10 protein-coding genes are annotated in these 16,207 nt (G+C 38.2%); 1 reads left to right on the top strand and 9 read right to left on the bottom strand.

What is annotated here, in order from left to right:
• Positions 1-18: 18 nt before the first annotated feature.
• From DSM02_RS08585 to DSM02_RS08570, 4 genes are all read right to left on the bottom strand, one after another.
• Positions 19-2,022, bottom strand: a complete 2,004-nt coding sequence (locus DSM02_RS08585; RefSeq protein ID WP_128765229.1) for a fumarate reductase/succinate dehydrogenase flavoprotein subunit — start codon at positions 2,020-2,022, stop codon at positions 19-21.
• Positions 2,023-2,025: 3 nt separating this feature from the next.
• On the bottom strand, positions 2,026-2,682 hold the full coding sequence (locus DSM02_RS08580; protein WP_128765228.1) for a succinate dehydrogenase cytochrome b subunit: 657 nt from the start codon (positions 2,680-2,682) through the stop codon (positions 2,026-2,028).
• Between the two features lie 262 nt (positions 2,683-2,944).
• Positions 2,945-3,334 carry a DUF2721 domain-containing protein gene (locus DSM02_RS08575; protein WP_128765227.1) on the bottom strand — a complete coding sequence of 130 codons (390 nt, stop codon included), beginning with the start codon at positions 3,332-3,334 and terminating at the stop codon, positions 2,945-2,947.
• 5 nt (positions 3,335-3,339) lie between these two features.
• Positions 3,340-6,255 (bottom strand): beta propeller repeat protein, encoded by a 2,916-nt coding sequence (locus DSM02_RS08570; RefSeq protein WP_128765226.1) that lies wholly within the window; start codon positions 6,253-6,255, stop codon positions 3,340-3,342.
• Positions 6,256-6,442: 187 nt separating this feature from the next.
• Between DSM02_RS08570 and DSM02_RS08565 the strand changes: the two genes are divergently transcribed.
• Positions 6,443-7,735: an aminopeptidase P family protein gene (locus DSM02_RS08565; RefSeq protein ID WP_128765225.1), complete on the top strand. Its 1,293-nt coding sequence runs from the start codon at positions 6,443-6,445 to the stop codon at positions 7,733-7,735.
• 89 nt (positions 7,736-7,824) lie between these two features.
• Here the strand turns inward: DSM02_RS08565 and DSM02_RS08560 are convergent, their stop codons facing one another.
• The 5 genes from DSM02_RS08560 to pgi form a co-directional block, all read right to left on the bottom strand.
• Entirely contained in the window at positions 7,825-8,265 is a 441-nt protein-coding gene (locus DSM02_RS08560) for a hypothetical protein (protein ID WP_128765224.1), read from the bottom strand.
• Positions 8,266-8,387: 122 nt separating this feature from the next.
• Positions 8,388-10,043: an Ig-like domain-containing protein gene (locus DSM02_RS08555; protein WP_128765223.1), complete on the bottom strand. Its 1,656-nt coding sequence runs from the start codon at positions 10,041-10,043 to the stop codon at positions 8,388-8,390.
• An 86-nt stretch (positions 10,044-10,129) separates the two neighbouring features.
• Positions 10,130-11,830, bottom strand: coding sequence for a nuclear transport factor 2 family protein (locus DSM02_RS08550; RefSeq protein WP_128765222.1), 1,701 nt, complete (start codon positions 11,828-11,830; stop codon positions 10,130-10,132).
• Positions 11,831-11,842: 12 nt separating this feature from the next.
• Complete coding sequence (locus DSM02_RS08545) at positions 11,843-14,395, bottom strand: TonB-dependent receptor (protein ID WP_128765221.1); 2,553 nt, start codon at positions 14,393-14,395, stop codon at positions 11,843-11,845.
• A 168-nt stretch (positions 14,396-14,563) separates the two neighbouring features.
• Entirely contained in the window at positions 14,564-16,207 is a 1,644-nt protein-coding gene (gene pgi / locus DSM02_RS08540) for a glucose-6-phosphate isomerase (protein WP_128765220.1), read from the bottom strand.

Genomic DNA, 16,207 nt, shown 5'->3' with positions numbered 1-16,207 from the left:
AAAGTTATCTTTTAATTATTATTTATATGAACGTGTCTTTACCTCGATATTCTCAAAGGTCAACTGTTCTTTATGCAGTTTTGCTTCGCGTGGATTCTCGTTATACTCCCAAGCAGATACAAAACTAAAATTCTCATCATCCCGTAAAGCTTCGCCTTCCGGAGTTTGATATTCTTCTCTAAAGTGACCTCCACAAGATTCATTTCTAGTAAATGCATCTTTAGCAAAAAGTTCTCCTAATTCTAAGAAATCTGCTACTCTTCCGGCTTTTTCAAGCTCAGCATTTTTAGAATCCAGCGTTCCTGGCACTTTTACATTTGCCCAGAAATCTGCACGCAATTCAGCGATTTCATCCATTGCTTCCTGAAGCTCTTTTGCATTACGAGCCATTCCACATTTATTCCACATGATCTTACCTAATTTCTTATGGTAATAATCTACAGAATGCTGTCCGCTACCATTCATAAGCTTTTGCATACGGTCGCGTACATCTTTTTCTGCCTGATCAAATTCTGGAGAATCTGTTGGAATTTTTCCTGTTCTTATATCTTTAGAAAGATAGTCCCCTATTGTATAAGGAAGCACAAAATATCCATCTGCAAGACCTTGCATCAATGCTGAAGCTCCAAGCCGGTTAGCACCGTGATCAGAGAAGTTTGCTTCTCCCGCTGCATAACAACCCGGTATGGTAGTTTGTAAGTTGTAATCTACCCAAAGACCTCCCATCGTATAGTGAACTGCAGGATAGATCATCATCGGAGTCTCGTATGGATTCTGATCTACGATTTTCTCATACATCTGGAATAAGTTACCATACTTAGCCTCTACCACTTCTTTACCAAGCTTAATCACTTCTTCTTTAGAAGGATTTTTATGCCCTGAAGTAAATGCTTTTTCTTTTCCGTAGCGTTCAATCGCACTTGAGAAATCTAAGTAAACTGCTTCTCCTGTTTTGTTAACACCAAATCCGGCATCACAACGTTCTTTTGCAGCTCTTGAAGCTACATCACGAGGAACCAGGTTACCAAAAGCAGGATAACGACGCTCTAAATAATAATCTCTTTCGTCTTCAGAAAGATCAGTAGGTTTCTTTTTACCTTCTCTAATTGCAATCGCATCTTCTTTCTTCTTAGGAACCCAGATACGACCATCATTACGCAAAGATTCTGACATCAACGTCAATTTTGACTGATGATCTCCAGAAACCGGAATACACGTTGGGTGAATCTGCGTATAGCAAGGGTTTGCGAAATATGCTCCACGACGGTGCGCTCTCCAAGCTGCCATTACATTACTTCCCATTGCATTAGTTGAAAGGAAGAACACATTACCATAACCTCCACTAGCTAAAACAACTGCGTGAGCAGCATGTCTTTCTATCTCACCGGTAACTAAGTCACGAGCTATAATACCTCTCGCTTTACCATCAACCAAAACAAGATCTAACATCTCGTGACGGTTGAATGATTTTATCTTACCGCGGTTGATCTGACGGTTCATCGCAGAATATGCTCCTAAAAGCAACTGCTGACCGGTTTGTCCTTTAGCATAAAATGTTCTGGAAACCAAAACTCCACCAAAAGAACGGTTGTCTAATAACCCTCCATATTCTCGTGCAAAAGGCACACCTTGTGCCACACACTGGTCAATAATATTACCTGAAACTTCCGCAAGACGGTAAACATTTGACTCCCGAGAACGGTAGTCACCACCTTTTACCGTATCGTAAAATAAACGGTAGTTAGAATCCCCATCTCCCTGATAATTCTTTGCCGCGTTGATACCTCCCTGAGCAGCAATAGAGTGCGCTCTACGCGGAGAATCCTGGTAGCAAAAAGTCTTTACATTGTAGCCCAATTCTGCCAAAGTTGCAGCGGCACTACCTCCTGCTAAACCGGTACCTACAACGATAACATCTATATTACGTTTGTTAGCCGGGTTAACGAGATTGATATCGTTTTTATGTTGAGTCCACTTATCTGCAAGTGGTCCTTCTGGTATATTTGATTTTAATTCTGACATCGTCTAGTGATTAAAATGGTGAAACAACGCGATGAAAATAAATCCTGCAGGAATAGCTATAGCATAAACCTTTGCAAATTTCTTTAAAGCAGTCGCGTATTTGTTATTGAAGCCAACTGATTGAAACGAAGACGCGAAACCGTGATACAGGTGAAGCGCTAAGAATATGAACGAAAGCACATACAAACCTGTTCTTACAGGACTGTGGAATTTTTCAACCAACTCCCCGTAATAACGGGTAGCATCAGCCGGGTTACCTTCAATGTATTTGTAAGCGATTTCCGGAAACCAGAAATCATAAAAGTGAAGCCCTAAAAAGGCTAGAATTACTATACCTGAATAAATCATATTACGACTTACCCAACTAGAGTTTGCACTACCCTTATAGCTCACATAACTGATCTGACGAGCAGAACGGTTACGTATTTCAAGAATAAAACCCATTACAAAGTGAAAAATAACCCCAAAAATTAGCACGGGTTGAAGAATTGCCTGTACCAGAAAATTGGTTCCCATAAAATGAGAAAACTCATTAAATGTTTCAGGACTGAAGGTCGACGTGAGGTTAATTGTAAAATGCTGACCTAAAAACAATACAAGGAACAAACCTGAAAGTGCCATGGCAACTTTTCGGGCGATAGAAGAGGAAATGATTCCCATTTAATTACGTTTTTTATTTAGTGGCACAAAAATACGGCTCAGCAGGTTGTTTCACAAACTTTACCCCCCCTTTTGGAATGGTTTTAAATAAAGCCAAAAATGTTTAAGAGTTCACACGAAAACCTTTGAAATATAAGAGTTCCCTTAAACAAAGAATTGGAATCAAGTGAGCTAATAAGAAAATTGAATCCCTTTCTGAAACGTAAAAGATTAAATATTATAAAATCGATTACATGGAGACTTGAATAACTAAAGATTCAAATCAATCATCCATATCATTCAACTGAATTTCAAGAGCCTGAGTACTCAATTGCACTTCTATAAAAGACAATGTCAAAGAAATTATAAGCGCAATCAAACTGACCCCGAAGAAAATATTAGCCCAAATTGACTTTTCAATGTAGATTAGAAACATCGTGATTACGGCCAGAAGAAAGCTCACGATCGCCATCGCCTGCATAGCTTTTATAATGCCCAGACGTTTGCGCAATTGTTTGATTTGCTTTTTTACGGGACTCGATGACTGGTTCTGATACCGCTTGTGCAACGCTCTAATTAATGCTGCTATTGCTAAATACCTGGCATTATAAGCAAGCATAGTTAGTGATATTGCCGGAAACAGCAATGCCGGTATACTTAAGTTCAGCTCCATCCTATTTAATCTTCTTCTGGTGCATTTGCAGCTGCCTCAGCACGATCTCTGCGACGACTTCCTTCTTCTACTTTTAGAGCTGTAGTTTCTGTATTTCCTGCCGCTTTAATCTCAACTTCATAAGAGCCGGGCGGAAGATAAAAAATTCCATTTTGAGCCTTTTTGATTTGTAAATCTTTAATCTCTTTTTCTAAATATTTCTTCCCTGATTCTGAAATACTCAAATCGTAAGGACTATAATTAAAGCCTTTACTCACTTCAACCTGCCAAGTCTTTAAGGTTTCACCCCCTGTACTCTTAAGAGTTATCATGGCATTTCCACTTTGTGGTGTATAAAAACCGAAAGTGATCTCAGGAGTATTTGCTGAACTCCACGCACTCCAAGAACGCCCCCAATTTGTTGAATAATTTACTGGGTCAATTTTAAAAACTTGTAAATCTTCAGCTTTTTGAAAATCAAAATTTTGAATATCATTAAGATTTGTAATGTAAATTGATCTTCCGTGAGTACCCACAACCAGATCGTTTGCTTCGGTTTGAACAACCATATCGTGAACCGCTACATTAGGCATACTTCCGTCTAATAATTGCCAGGTGTTTCCTTTATTTAAACTCACATAACTTGCATCGTCTGTACCTAAATACAAAATATCTTCTTTTACTGGATCTTCAATAATTACATTAATAGGAGACAGGGGTAAATTACCGCTGATGTCTTTCCAGCTTTTTCCATAATCCTCACTTACATAAGCATAAGGTGCAAAATCGTCGTAGCGATATCCGTTTAGCGTAGCGTAAACTCTAGCTTTTTTATGTACCGAAGCTGTAACCTTACTCACCCATAAGTTCTGAGGAAGCATTTTTGAAATAACGCTCCAGCTTCCTCCGGCATCTTGCGTCACCTGAATCAAACCATCATCACTACCCGTATAAATTAAACCGAATTGAAAAGGAGATTCACTAATCGTTGTCAAGGTCCCGTAGGGTACATTTCCTTTTTTTCCGCCAGCTGTGAGATCTGGAGAAATCGCCGTCCAATCATCACCCTGATTCATAGAACGCATCAGCTTATTTCCGCCCATATATAAGATATCCTGATTGTGAAAAGAAAGCAGAATAGGAGTTTCCCAATTGAATCGATACGGAGCTTCACCTACATCATGACTGGGTTTTATAAATTGACGCTCTCCTGTTTCAAGATTCACGCGATTATAATACCCAAACTGTGAACCCGCATAAACTATATTGCTGTTGCGACGGTCAATTTGCACTTGCATACCATCACCACCACCTATAGATTTATAGGGGTATTGACCTTCAGACTCATAATCTTTAGAGTAAGAATAGGTATGTGGCCCCTTCCACGTACCATTATCCTGTAAACCCCCATACACATTATAGGGCTTTTCATAATCTACATTTATCGCATAAAATTGCGCCAGTGGCATCGAGTTTAATTTTGACCAACTCTTTCCGGCATCGTAAGACATATTGAGTCCGCCATCATTACCATTAATCAAATGGTCTGGCATTTTAGGGTCAACCCAAATCACGTGGTGATCAACGTGTACATTGGGCTCATTGATATAGGTAAACGTTTTCCCGCCATCTGTAGATTTTATAAGCGGAACACCAACTAAGTAAATTTCATTTTTATCCTGAGGGTTTACATCCATCTCTGCAAAAACGTAACCATAAGAATAGAAAAAATCATCAATATAGCCTTCGTGAGTTTTACTCCAAGTAGCTCCACCATCTTCAGAAAGGTAAATTTCGGCGCCTACTACTTCTCCTTTAGATTCAGAAGCATTTTTATCATAAGTGTATAAGAAGAGATCAGCCGGTTTCAGCTCATCGCTTTTAATCATCTTATAAACCTTTTTAGCATCATACTGCCTCGGAAAGCGATTATCACGCAAATAATCACTCAACGACTCTTCATCCAAAGCTAAAAAAGCAGCTTTAGTCATCGTCTTAAAAGCTTCAGGTTTTAAAGACTCGTCTCCCTTCTCTTCATTTTTTTCTTTTGATTCCTCTCTTATAAACTGACTATCGTGAATGGCATAAATGGTATTCTCATCAACAACCGCCACACCAATACGACCAACCCCTTCTCCCTGCGGAAATCCATTACCGGTAGTCACTAACTCCCAACTATCTCCTGCATCTGTAGATTTGTAAATCCCGGAATTCTCACCAGACCCTCTAAAATCCCAAGCCATACGCTCACGTTCCCAAGCGGTAGCATACATTACATCGGGGTTATCTGGGGCTTCAGCAAGGCATATGATTCCTGTTTCATCACCTATGTATAATTTTTTTTCCCAGGTGTCCCCGCCATCTGTTGTTTTAAAAATACCGCGCTGCTCGTTAGGTGAATATAAATGACCCAAAGCACCCACAACCACAACATCAGGGTTCGATGCATCAAGAACAATATCGCTGATGTGATGGGCATCTAAAAGCCCTTTTTGTTCCCAGGTTTTACCATTATCTGTACTTTTTAAAATACCGATTCCGGCATAAGAAGAACGGGATGAAATCGTCTCTCCGGTTCCCGCCCAGATTATACCTTCTGTCCAGTTTACTGCAATATCCCCTACATTTTGAGTAGGCGCACTATCAAAAACTGATTCAAACGTATTCCCGTTATTCACGGTGTGCCAGATACCACCTGTCGCATACGCGACATAAAATTCTGTACTGTTTTCAGGATTAACCTCTATATCAACCACACGACCACTCATTATAGTAGGTCCTATATTTTTAAAAGGAATATTTTTTACTAAAGAATTTTCGAGCATTTGCTCTTTTAAAGTCAGTGTTTCCTGTAAGACAGTTTCCGAAGTAGCCGGTTGTTGCGCTTGAACATTTAGCAGAAAACTAAAAAATAAGATAATTAGTAGAAATCTTGATTGCATAGAGAAGAGTTTTATACTTCTAAAATTAGTGATTTGCACAACAAAGACCTAGTTATGACCATGTTTTTAAATACAAATACCTCCTTTAATTAGCGGAAGAAAAACCTTCTATTAAAAAGGGAGGCTCGTCACTTTATTTCAGCATCGCTTTAATTTCCTTTACCTTTGGAAAAATTCAATTTTAGATATGAAATACGACCTTATAGATCGCAACTTATTTATCAAAAACCGCAAAGATTTTATGGCTGCAATGAAGCCAAATAGCCTTGCCGTTTTTAACAGTAACGATATTTACCCCATAGGAGCAGATAGCACGATGCCTTTTCAACAAAATCGTGATTTGTTTTACTTAAGTGGAGTAGATCAGGAAGAGAGCATCTTAGTGCTTTTCCCAGATTGCCCTAAAGCGAAGCATCGCGAAATTTTATTTTTAAAGGAAACCAATGAGCATATCGCTGTATGGGAAGGCGAAAAACTCACTAAAGAAAAAGCACTAGAAGTTAGCGGTGTTGAAACTGTATATTGGTTACAGGAATGGGATAAGATTTTTTATGAATTGATGACGCAGGCCGAAACCATTTACATCAATACCAACGAACATTACCGTGCAAATGTAGAGACCGAAACTCGAGAGGCTCGTTTCAACAAAGCGATTAAAGAACAATATCCTGCTCATAGTGTAGCTAAGAGCAATCCTATCCTGCAGCGTTTACGTTCTGTAAAAGACCCAATTGAACTTGACATTATGCAACAAGCTTGCAATATCACCGAAAAAGGTTTTAAACGCGTTTTACAGTTCACTAAACCCGGTGTGATGGAGTATGAAATAGAAGCCGAATTTATGCACGAGTTTTTGCGTAACCGCTCTAAAGGCTTTGCGTACACACCTATTGTAGCCTCAGGCAACAATGCCAATGTATTGCATTACGTTGTGAATAATTCTGAATGTAAAGCCGGAGATTTAATTCTGTTAGACATTGGTGCTGAATATGCAAATTACAGCAGCGATATGACCCGTACGATTCCGGTATCCGGTAGGTTTACCGATCGTCAAAAGGACGTTTATAATGCTGTTTTACGCGTAAAGAAAGAAGCTACAAAAATGCTCACTCCAGGAAACTTATGGGGTCCTTATCATGAAGAAGTAGGCAAACTAATGACTTCAGAATTGTTGGGTCTTGGCCTACTGGACAAAGCCGATGTTCAAAACGAAAACAAAGATTGGCCGGCTTATAAAAAATACTTTATGCACGGTACATCACACCATATAGGTCTGGACACCCATGATTATGGACTACTTCACGAACCGATGCACGTAAACAATGTATTTACCGTTGAACCGGGAATTTACATTCCTGAGGAAGGTTTCGGGATTCGATTGGAAGATGATGTAGTTATTCAAGAAAACGGAGAGCCGTTTAATCTGATGCGTAACATACCACTTGAAGTGGAAGAGATTGAAGACTGGATGAATCGTTAGGTTCAGTTTGCAGTTTGCAGTTTGCAAAAAAGCTCCGTAATCAAATTGATCACGGAGCTTTTTTAATTTAAAATCTTACAAACTAGAAATTAAAACCAATTAGACCACGGAATACGAGTTAGCATCACCAAAAGTCCCAAAGTATAAAAAATAGCCAGAAGCTTAAATTTAGGCTTAGATGTTAATTTCTTTTTATGCTTGCTGTAGCCTACTGTTATCAAAACAACTGTTATAATCATTGCAAGAGGGTGCTCCACCACATACAAACGTAAATTAGGATCTTTCATCGCAGCACTCATCCCTTCAGAAGCTATGGCTTTTGCTCCCAGTGGGGAAACAAAATATAGCACAATACCTATAAGTAATTGAATGTGCGTGACAATCAACGTAAATAATGCTAATCTGAAATCACGAGCGCCAAATTCTTTATTTCCAAAATAAGAAACCAGTGAATTGATAGTAGTTATAGTAAGTACTATGAGCACTAAATAAGCCCAGTAGGAGTGTACAAATTGAATGGTGTTATACATAGTCTGATTTTTGAAATTCAAAGATAGGTTTTTGCTGTTAAAAGCACTGAAATCTACATCTCATAAAAACAAAAACCCTTTCAAAATTGAAAGGGTTTTATAAATTTTAAACTAAAAGGCAACTATTCCCAGGTATTCTCGGCTGCGGTTCCTCCCCAAATTAAAGTTGCTAAATACGGGTTGTCAATAAATGGATTACGAACTCCCTGTGCACCTTCAATTACTCCGTTTCGCTGACGTTCAAAATCTGAAACCGGGTCTTCACGATTCCACTTTAAGAATAAATCTAGCGTTCCTATTTTAGTATAGTCTTCTCCGTAGCGTATATTTAAATAAAGTACCATACGCGCCACATCACCTTTCCATTCATCTCCTGGAAACCAAGAATTGCCGTTGACCAACGCATATTCTCCACTTCCATCTGTATACGGGTAATTAAGACGAAGAGAGTTGATCGCGTCATCTGTAGAGCGTAAATGATGTAAATCTGTAACTGCGTTTGCAGTTGCTAAACGCGACTGCGGAAAAATATGTTCGGTATTAAAAGTTTGAGGTGAGTAGGAATTACTCCCTGAGGTATACTCTCTACGATCTCTGCTTTCACCGGTATACATCAGGATAACATTTGCAGGATTATCTAAATCTGCATCTGCATCATATAAATATTCGTGACGCTCAAAATAAGTAAGAATCGTAGTATGCATCCCCTGTGTAAGCGTGCGGAGCACAGTGAAATTTAAATCTTCATCTGTAGTAAGCGCTAAATCTCCGTAATAGTATTCAAGTACCGCTGGAATATTAACATCAAGACCATCTACAAGCTTAATAGTTATTGTGGCAGTTACACAAGACGGTGCCTCATCATCATCACACAACGTATAAACAATGGTTTCTTCCCCTATAAAATCATTTGAAGAAGTATAGGTGATCGTACCATCTTCATTAAGCGTTGCAGATCCAGATCCCGAGTAACTGATCTCAGTCACAACAGCATCGTCAATCAAATCATCATTATCAGTAAAACCCTCTAAGGTTAACGTCTGATTTTCTTGTCTAAACACAAACTCGTCATCAACAGCAACAGGAGTACCTTCGTCTATAACCGTGATGGTAATAGTGGCTGTAGAGCAAACCGGAGTTTCATCATCATCGCAAATAGTATATGTAAATGTATCTTCACCTGCATATCCATTAGAAGCAGTATACAAGATCGAACCATCCTCATTTAAAACTGCAGAACCATTAGTACCTGTTAAATCCAACTCTGTGACTACTGCATTATCCAGCAGTTCATCATTTTGAAGGTAGTTATTTATTTTAAAAAAGCTATTTTCCTTTACTTCATAGCTATCAGCTACAGCAATAGGATCTGAACCTGTTACAGTAACAGTAACGGTAGTAGAAGAGCAATTTACCGGAGTCAGTGCATCACACAAAGTATATTCAAAAGTATCCTCACCTGTAAAATTACTAGGTGGCGTATAAGTAAAAGAACCGTCTCTGTTATCCAAAATAGTTCCACCTTTTGAAGACTCTTTATCGATTTCAGAAACTCTTCCAAAATCAAAGATGGTATCATTATCTAATAAGTCATCAAAAGTAATTGATTCATTTTCACCTGTCGTATAAGAATCAGCCTGCGCCACGGGTTTATCAACTTCAGTTTCTGGATCTGGAGTTTCTGGAGAGTCATCACCGCCACTACAGCTTAAGAGTAAAAGCACAAAAGCGGTATTAAAAAAGCGGACCGCATTTCTTTTAAGGTTTATCTTTTTCATAAATAAAATATTGGTTTTCAATATAGCTATAGAAAAGAAAACCTCCTACAGTAGTGTAGGAGGTTTTACTTAAAGTAATTTATATATTACTGTAATACCCACGCCCCATCTGTTTTGATCAGATAGAATGTTTCAGTAGTATTAGAACCGTTGTAAATGTCAAATGTAACCGCATATTTCTGACCTTCTGCAGCTGAAGGGGCAATTTCATCAAGAAGAACATTCATTCCCTCTACGATCATACCATCACTCCAGTAAGCAGCATTACCACTACGACGATCTAAGTTTCCATATTGTGCCATACTTGCTGTTTGAGCAGGGTATTCTGCAGCAAGAGCATCTGCTATTAATATGTAATCTGCACCTGCAAGTGAATAAGCGATAGTATTATCTGGCACCCAAGTTGTACCATCATTACCAAACTGTAAAGAAGACTCTACCACACTAGGAATATTCACAAAAGATCCATTTTTAAATACAAAGTTTGCATATTCTGTAGATGTAGAACCATCATAAAAAGCGTAAGCAACAGCTACAAAATCGCCCTCTTCTGCGTAAGGAAACTCTCTACCTAAGAAAATTTGTAGCTTATAGATAGCCTCGTCCTCATCATCAAAATTAGGGAATCTTTGCCCCATCTCTGTGTAATCTTCAGACTCTAAAGTAAAGGGCTCATTCCAGGTATTGTTTGCATATGCATAAACTACAGTTGCCTCAATAGTAGAAACTGAAGCAGTCTCATCTATTACAAAGGTATCTCCTTCTTTAATTACAGAAGAAACTTGTGTTGAAACTGCACCGTTGTAAATCGCATAAGTCAATTCAAATTTATCCCCTTCTACAGAATTAGGATATTGAGCATCTAGAACAATATTAAATGCTTCAAGCAACATTGCAGGACTCCAATAGTTGTCGCTAGCTTCACGAACATCAAAGCTACCAAATTGACTAGCATTAGCTGCAGGTCCCGGATATGCTGTAGCTAATTCTGTAGCTGCCAATTCATAATCTGCATCAACAAATTCGTAAGCTACACCACCAACTGCAACATAGGCGTTACCATCAAACTGAACAGTCATACTTTCAGCACCAGCGCTTCCATCATAAATTGCATAAGAAACACTGTACTTTTGACCTGAAACATTATCAAAATTATCAGCTAATACAACATTTAGCGCAGCTAATATCATTTCTTCTGTCCAATATGCATCACTTGTAGTTCTTCTTTCAAAATTAGAACGGAAAGCTGCTTGATCAGCCTGAGCAGGATATATTTCTGCTAACTCTTCACCAATTAAGTCAAAGTCATCTCCATCTAAAGTATACTGAATTTCATCAGCTAATACTTTATAAGAAAGATTTACATAGTCTCCATTTTCAGCTTGAGGATATTTAAGATCAAGAAAATCCTGAATATCGCCCAACCCAGAAAAATAAGAATCTGAAAGACCAGCTTCTTCATAATCTGCCGCATTCACAGCATAATCCTGAACACGTATAGGATCATAAATATTAAAGCTAACATTGGCCAATGAACCAGCTCCTAGTACCGGAAAGTTATTTGTAAGCACCTGAGGTATTAAAGCCTTAGCATCGTCAAGACTACTAAAGTTACCAAATGAAAGCTCTAAATCTTCGTAGTCATCATCAGTTAACGTATAATCCAATACAGTGCTGATACCAGGCTCATTTGCAGCCAGGCTATCATTTATATCCTCTACAGGATCGCAACCCACAGACATAACGCCTATGGTAATTGCAACGATTAAATAGTTAAATTTTTTCATTTCAATTTTTTATTAAAAATTAATTTTTGCTCCTACAGTGTATGTTCTACCAGGACCGTAGTAAACTAATGCTGTTTCAGCAACAGAACCATCACCATCTTGCGCGTCAGAAATATACTCAGTACCTAATACATTGAACACGTTAGCATTTATTTGTGCATTAAATCCACCAAAATTAAACCTGTGTGTTAAGCCCAAGTCAAATACTCCGTAATCTGGCATCTCCCAGGTTTGTGGCAAACCTTCCACGCTACGACCAGTTACGTCATAATCGGCATAGTAATTACCTGCATAGTTAAATGAAGCTCTTACAGTTGTTGAAGCAAGCACAGCATAATCTGCACCTAAAGCAAACGTAGTCTGTGCCGAGTTACCCACTTTAACACCCTCTAAAAAGATATCAATTGGGTCTCCAATAGGATTTTGTTGATCGTCAAAAACCTGAACATTAGTTACATTATTATCCCATTGCCAGTCTCCCAAAGATGCCATACCGGTCAAGGTTAAAGTCTCTATAGGACGGTATTGCAATTCTAATTCAACACCCTGGTGTAGTGCGTCTACCCCTAAAATATTTGCGGTGTATTGAATAGTGTTAGCTGTTCTTGTTATAGTATATGATCTATCCATCCATTGAGTACGATATACATTCAAGTCAGCTCTAAACTTATCTGTTCTTAAGCCATAACCTAGTTCTGCACTAAATATCTTTTGGTTTTCGGCATCCTCATTTACAACATTTCGATTGTTTATAAAAACCGCTTCATTAAATGGAGCTCGTTCAAAATACCCTACATTTGCAAATACATTATTTACATCATCCAGACGATAATTAATACCTCCTTTAGTACTAAAAGCTGTAAAGTTTATCCAATCTGTTTCTCTTAACGGATCGTCTGGTGTATACTTATAATAATCTTCTCTTTTGTAAGAAGTGTTGTTACCTGCAACAGAAATCACAGCAGAAATAGCATCTTTGTTATACTCAGCTTGAGCAAATAACCCTTGCCAGTTAGTATAACCGGTGTCATTATAGTTATACTTATCCCCTTCTCTAACAACTCTGTTAGGATTATTTACATCACTATTATCTAAATAAAAAGCAGCTCCTAAAAGATCAGTTAATTCTGTATAGTGATCCCCTCTGTAAAAACGTAAATCTACACCTGCAGTTAAATCTATATATTCAGAAAGCTCTGTATTGTATGTTGACAAAGCACCATACCACTGGTGGTTGTTTCTTGAAGCTCTCAAGAAAGTTTCAGCACTTGTTGCCTGACCTAAAGCTTTATTTTCTGCAACGATCTTATCAAGATTTACAGGTCCAAATTCTTGATCACGATAGTTTGTATCATATTTCCCGAATTTATTAGTACCCGCAGTACCTCCGCCACCTCCAGTACCTATAGAATAGTAAACTGAAGTAGTTAATGATGAAATATCATTAATTGTCCAATAATGGTTTAACGACATCTGTGGCTTATGGTAAAAGTTGTCTTCAATATTTACCAGCTGACCATTTTTATAACCATAATCTGTATTGGTACGTATACCACGATCACTTCTTCTATAATCGTCAATTAACAATCGATTTTGACGCTGGCCGTGACGTTGTGGCGCTCCAAAAGCAGTAAACGACAATTCGTGATTATCACCTATTTTTTTTGCTACGTTTAAAAAGTAAGAATAAGCATCAATTGTAGTAGCATCTACAAACTGCTCTCCAGTAGTTCTAGAAAGACTTACCGTAGCCGCCCAATCATTTTCTAACATCCCTGTAGAAAGTGTAAAACCATATTTTGTATAACCATCATTACCTGTGGTCATGATTACATTTCCACCTTTATTGATGTCAGTAGCTTTTGTAACAATGTTTACAGTACCTCCAATAGAAGGAAGACCTATCATTGCCGCACCAAGACCTCTTTGTACCTGCATAGAGCTAGTTACATCAGATAGACCTGCCCAGTTACTCCAATATACACGACCATTTTCCATATCGTTTACCGGAATACCGTTAATCATTACCGCAACGTTTTCAGAGTTAAAACCACGTACACGCAATTCTGCATCTCCAAAACCACCACCACCTCGGGTTACATAAACACCAGGAGTTGTTTTTAAGATTTCAGGAAATTCCTGACTACCCAATTCATTCTGAATAGTCTCAGCCTTAATTGTAGAAACTGCAACCGGTGTTTTACGATCAATTGCTAGTGAATATGCTTTGACTATTACCTCATCAAGGGCATCAGAATCCATTTCCAACTGAACCGTCCCAAGATTTACTACTTTTTTACCAGACAAATCAAAAGCAATAGTAGAAGGCTTAAATCCTACGTAAGAAATACGTAAAGAACCTGCATTGTCAACAACCTGAATTTCGAAAACCCCATCAAAATCAGTTGATACTCCGTTAGTTGTTCCATCAACAACTACGTTTACTCCAGGTAGCGGCGTACCATTTTCACCGTCTACTACAGTACCACGAATTGTTCCTTGTGCTTGCATAAAGGCTGCAAACAGAAGAAACACAAGTGTTAGTGAACTTGTAATTTTTTTCATTGTGCTTGTTTAAATTTAGATTTTGCGCAAAAGTCTTAATAAAGACCTAATTAAATATTAACGCAATGTTAAGAATAACATCTCAACAGCGTATGTGCTATTTTAACCCCTAAGTATTTTAAATTAATATTTAACAGTTAAAAACCTAAATTCAAATAAGCGTATAACTTACGCTTTAAATGCCTTAATTAAAGCTGTGGTTGAAGAATCGTGGGCAGCTATAACCTCTGAATTTAAATCAGTTAAAACATTTTTCGCCAACTGTTTTCCTAACTCAACACCCCACTGGTCATAGCTAAATATGTTCCACAAAATACCTTCAGTAAAGATCTTATGCTCATATAACGCGATCAGAGCACCCAAACTTTCAGGTGTTAGCTTATCAATAAGAATGCTTGTAGTAGGCTTATTTCCATCAAAAACCTTGAATGGAACCAGTTTCTGAATTGCATCAGCACCCATACCTGAAGCTTCTAATTCTGCTTTAGCTTCAGCTTCTGTTTTACCATTCATTAAAGCTTCAGTTTGCGCAAAGAAATTGGCCATCAACTTATTATGATGATCTACATCACCATGTAATGAATGTTTATAGCCAATAAAATGAGTCGGAATAATTTTAGTTCCCTGATGTATCAACTGAAAAAATGCGTGTTGTGAATTGGTTCCCGGTTCACCCCAAACAATTTGTCCTGTTTGATAATCTACGTGCTTTCCATTACGGTCTACACTTTTACCGTTACTTTCCATAATTGCCTGTTGCAGGTAAGCAGGGAAACGGTGCAAATATTGTGTATAAGGAATAATCGCTTCACTTTCTGCACCAAAGAAATTGTTGTACCATACGGTTACAAGCGCCAGTATAACTGAAATATTCTCATCAAGTGGTGTGTTTTTGAAATGCTCATCAGCTTTATGAGCGCCAGCAAGCATACTCTCAAAATTGTTATAGCCCACTGCCAAAGCGATAGAGAGCCCTACCGAACTCCATAATGAAAAACGACCACCAACCCAGTCCCACATTGTAAAGACATTATGAGGGTCTATGCCAAAATCTTTAACAGCAGTCTCATTTGTAGAAACGGCAACAAAGTGTTTTGCAACAGCCTCACCATCTGCTACAGCACCAGAAACTTTATCTAAAAACCACTTACGTGCAGTATTAGCATTAGAAAGGGTTTCTTGAGTTGTAAAGGTTTTAGATACAATCACAAACAAGGTTGTTTCCGGATTTAAATTTTTTAGAGATTCGTGAACGTGATCGCCATCTACATTAGAAATGAAATGAACTTTTAAATGGTTGTGGTAATATGCTAAAGCTTCGGCAACCATAACAGGCCCAAGGTCAGAACCTCCAATACCTATATTCACCACATCGGTAATTGCTTTACCAGTATATCCTTTATGTTCACCACTAATAACCATGTCGCAAAAACTCTTGATTTTTGCTTTTACTTCGTTTACTTCAGGTATTACATCTTCTCCATCGATCTTCACACTAGCTATACTGGGCTGACGAAGAGCTGTATGCATCACTGCACGACCTTCAGTCTCATTTATTTCGGCTCCGCCAAAATAAGCTGCCTTAGCTTCCTTAAGATTCATTTCTTTAGCCAGATCCAACAATAAAGACTTTGTCTCTTCAGTGATTCTGTTTTTACTATAATCCACATAAAAGTCTTCCCACTTCAAAGTAAAAGCTGCTGCCCTTGATTGATCTTCAAAGAGGTTCTTCATTTCGACATCTTTAATGTCTTCAAAATGTGCCTGAAGCGCTTTCCAGGCTTTTGTCTGAGTAGGATTTACTTTTTGCAT

The organism is Leeuwenhoekiella polynyae (assembly GCF_004104075.1).
Lineage (GTDB): Bacteria > Bacteroidota > Bacteroidia > Flavobacteriales > Flavobacteriaceae > Leeuwenhoekiella > Leeuwenhoekiella polynyae.
This window is presented reverse-complemented; position numbering and strand designations above follow the sequence as displayed.

Excerpts from the sequence above, each read along its gene's own strand:
- DSM02_RS08585 (WP_128765229.1), bottom strand. The coding sequence starts at position 2,022 with ATGTCAGAATTAAAATCAAATATACCAGAAGGACCACTTGCAGATAAG.
- DSM02_RS08580 (WP_128765228.1), bottom strand. The coding sequence starts at position 2,682 with ATGGGAATCATTTCCTCTTCTATCGCCCGAAAAGTTGCCATGGCACTT.
- DSM02_RS08575 (WP_128765227.1), bottom strand. The coding sequence starts at position 3,334 with ATGGAGCTGAACTTAAGTATACCGGCATTGCTGTTTCCGGCAATATCA.
- DSM02_RS08570 (WP_128765226.1), bottom strand. The coding sequence starts at position 6,255 with ATGCAATCAAGATTTCTACTAATTATCTTATTTTTTAGTTTTCTGCTA.
- DSM02_RS08565 (WP_128765225.1), top strand. The coding sequence starts at position 6,443 with ATGAAATACGACCTTATAGATCGCAACTTATTTATCAAAAACCGCAAA.
- DSM02_RS08560 (WP_128765224.1), bottom strand. The coding sequence starts at position 8,265 with ATGTATAACACCATTCAATTTGTACACTCCTACTGGGCTTATTTAGTG.
- DSM02_RS08555 (WP_128765223.1), bottom strand. The coding sequence starts at position 10,043 with ATGAAAAAGATAAACCTTAAAAGAAATGCGGTCCGCTTTTTTAATACC.
- DSM02_RS08550 (WP_128765222.1), bottom strand. The coding sequence starts at position 11,830 with ATGAAAAAATTTAACTATTTAATCGTTGCAATTACCATAGGCGTTATG.
- DSM02_RS08545 (WP_128765221.1), bottom strand. The coding sequence starts at position 14,395 with ATGAAAAAAATTACAAGTTCACTAACACTTGTGTTTCTTCTGTTTGCA.
- pgi (WP_128765220.1), bottom strand. The coding sequence starts at position 16,207 with ATGCAAAAAGTAAATCCTACTCAGACAAAAGCCTGGAAAGCGCTTCAG.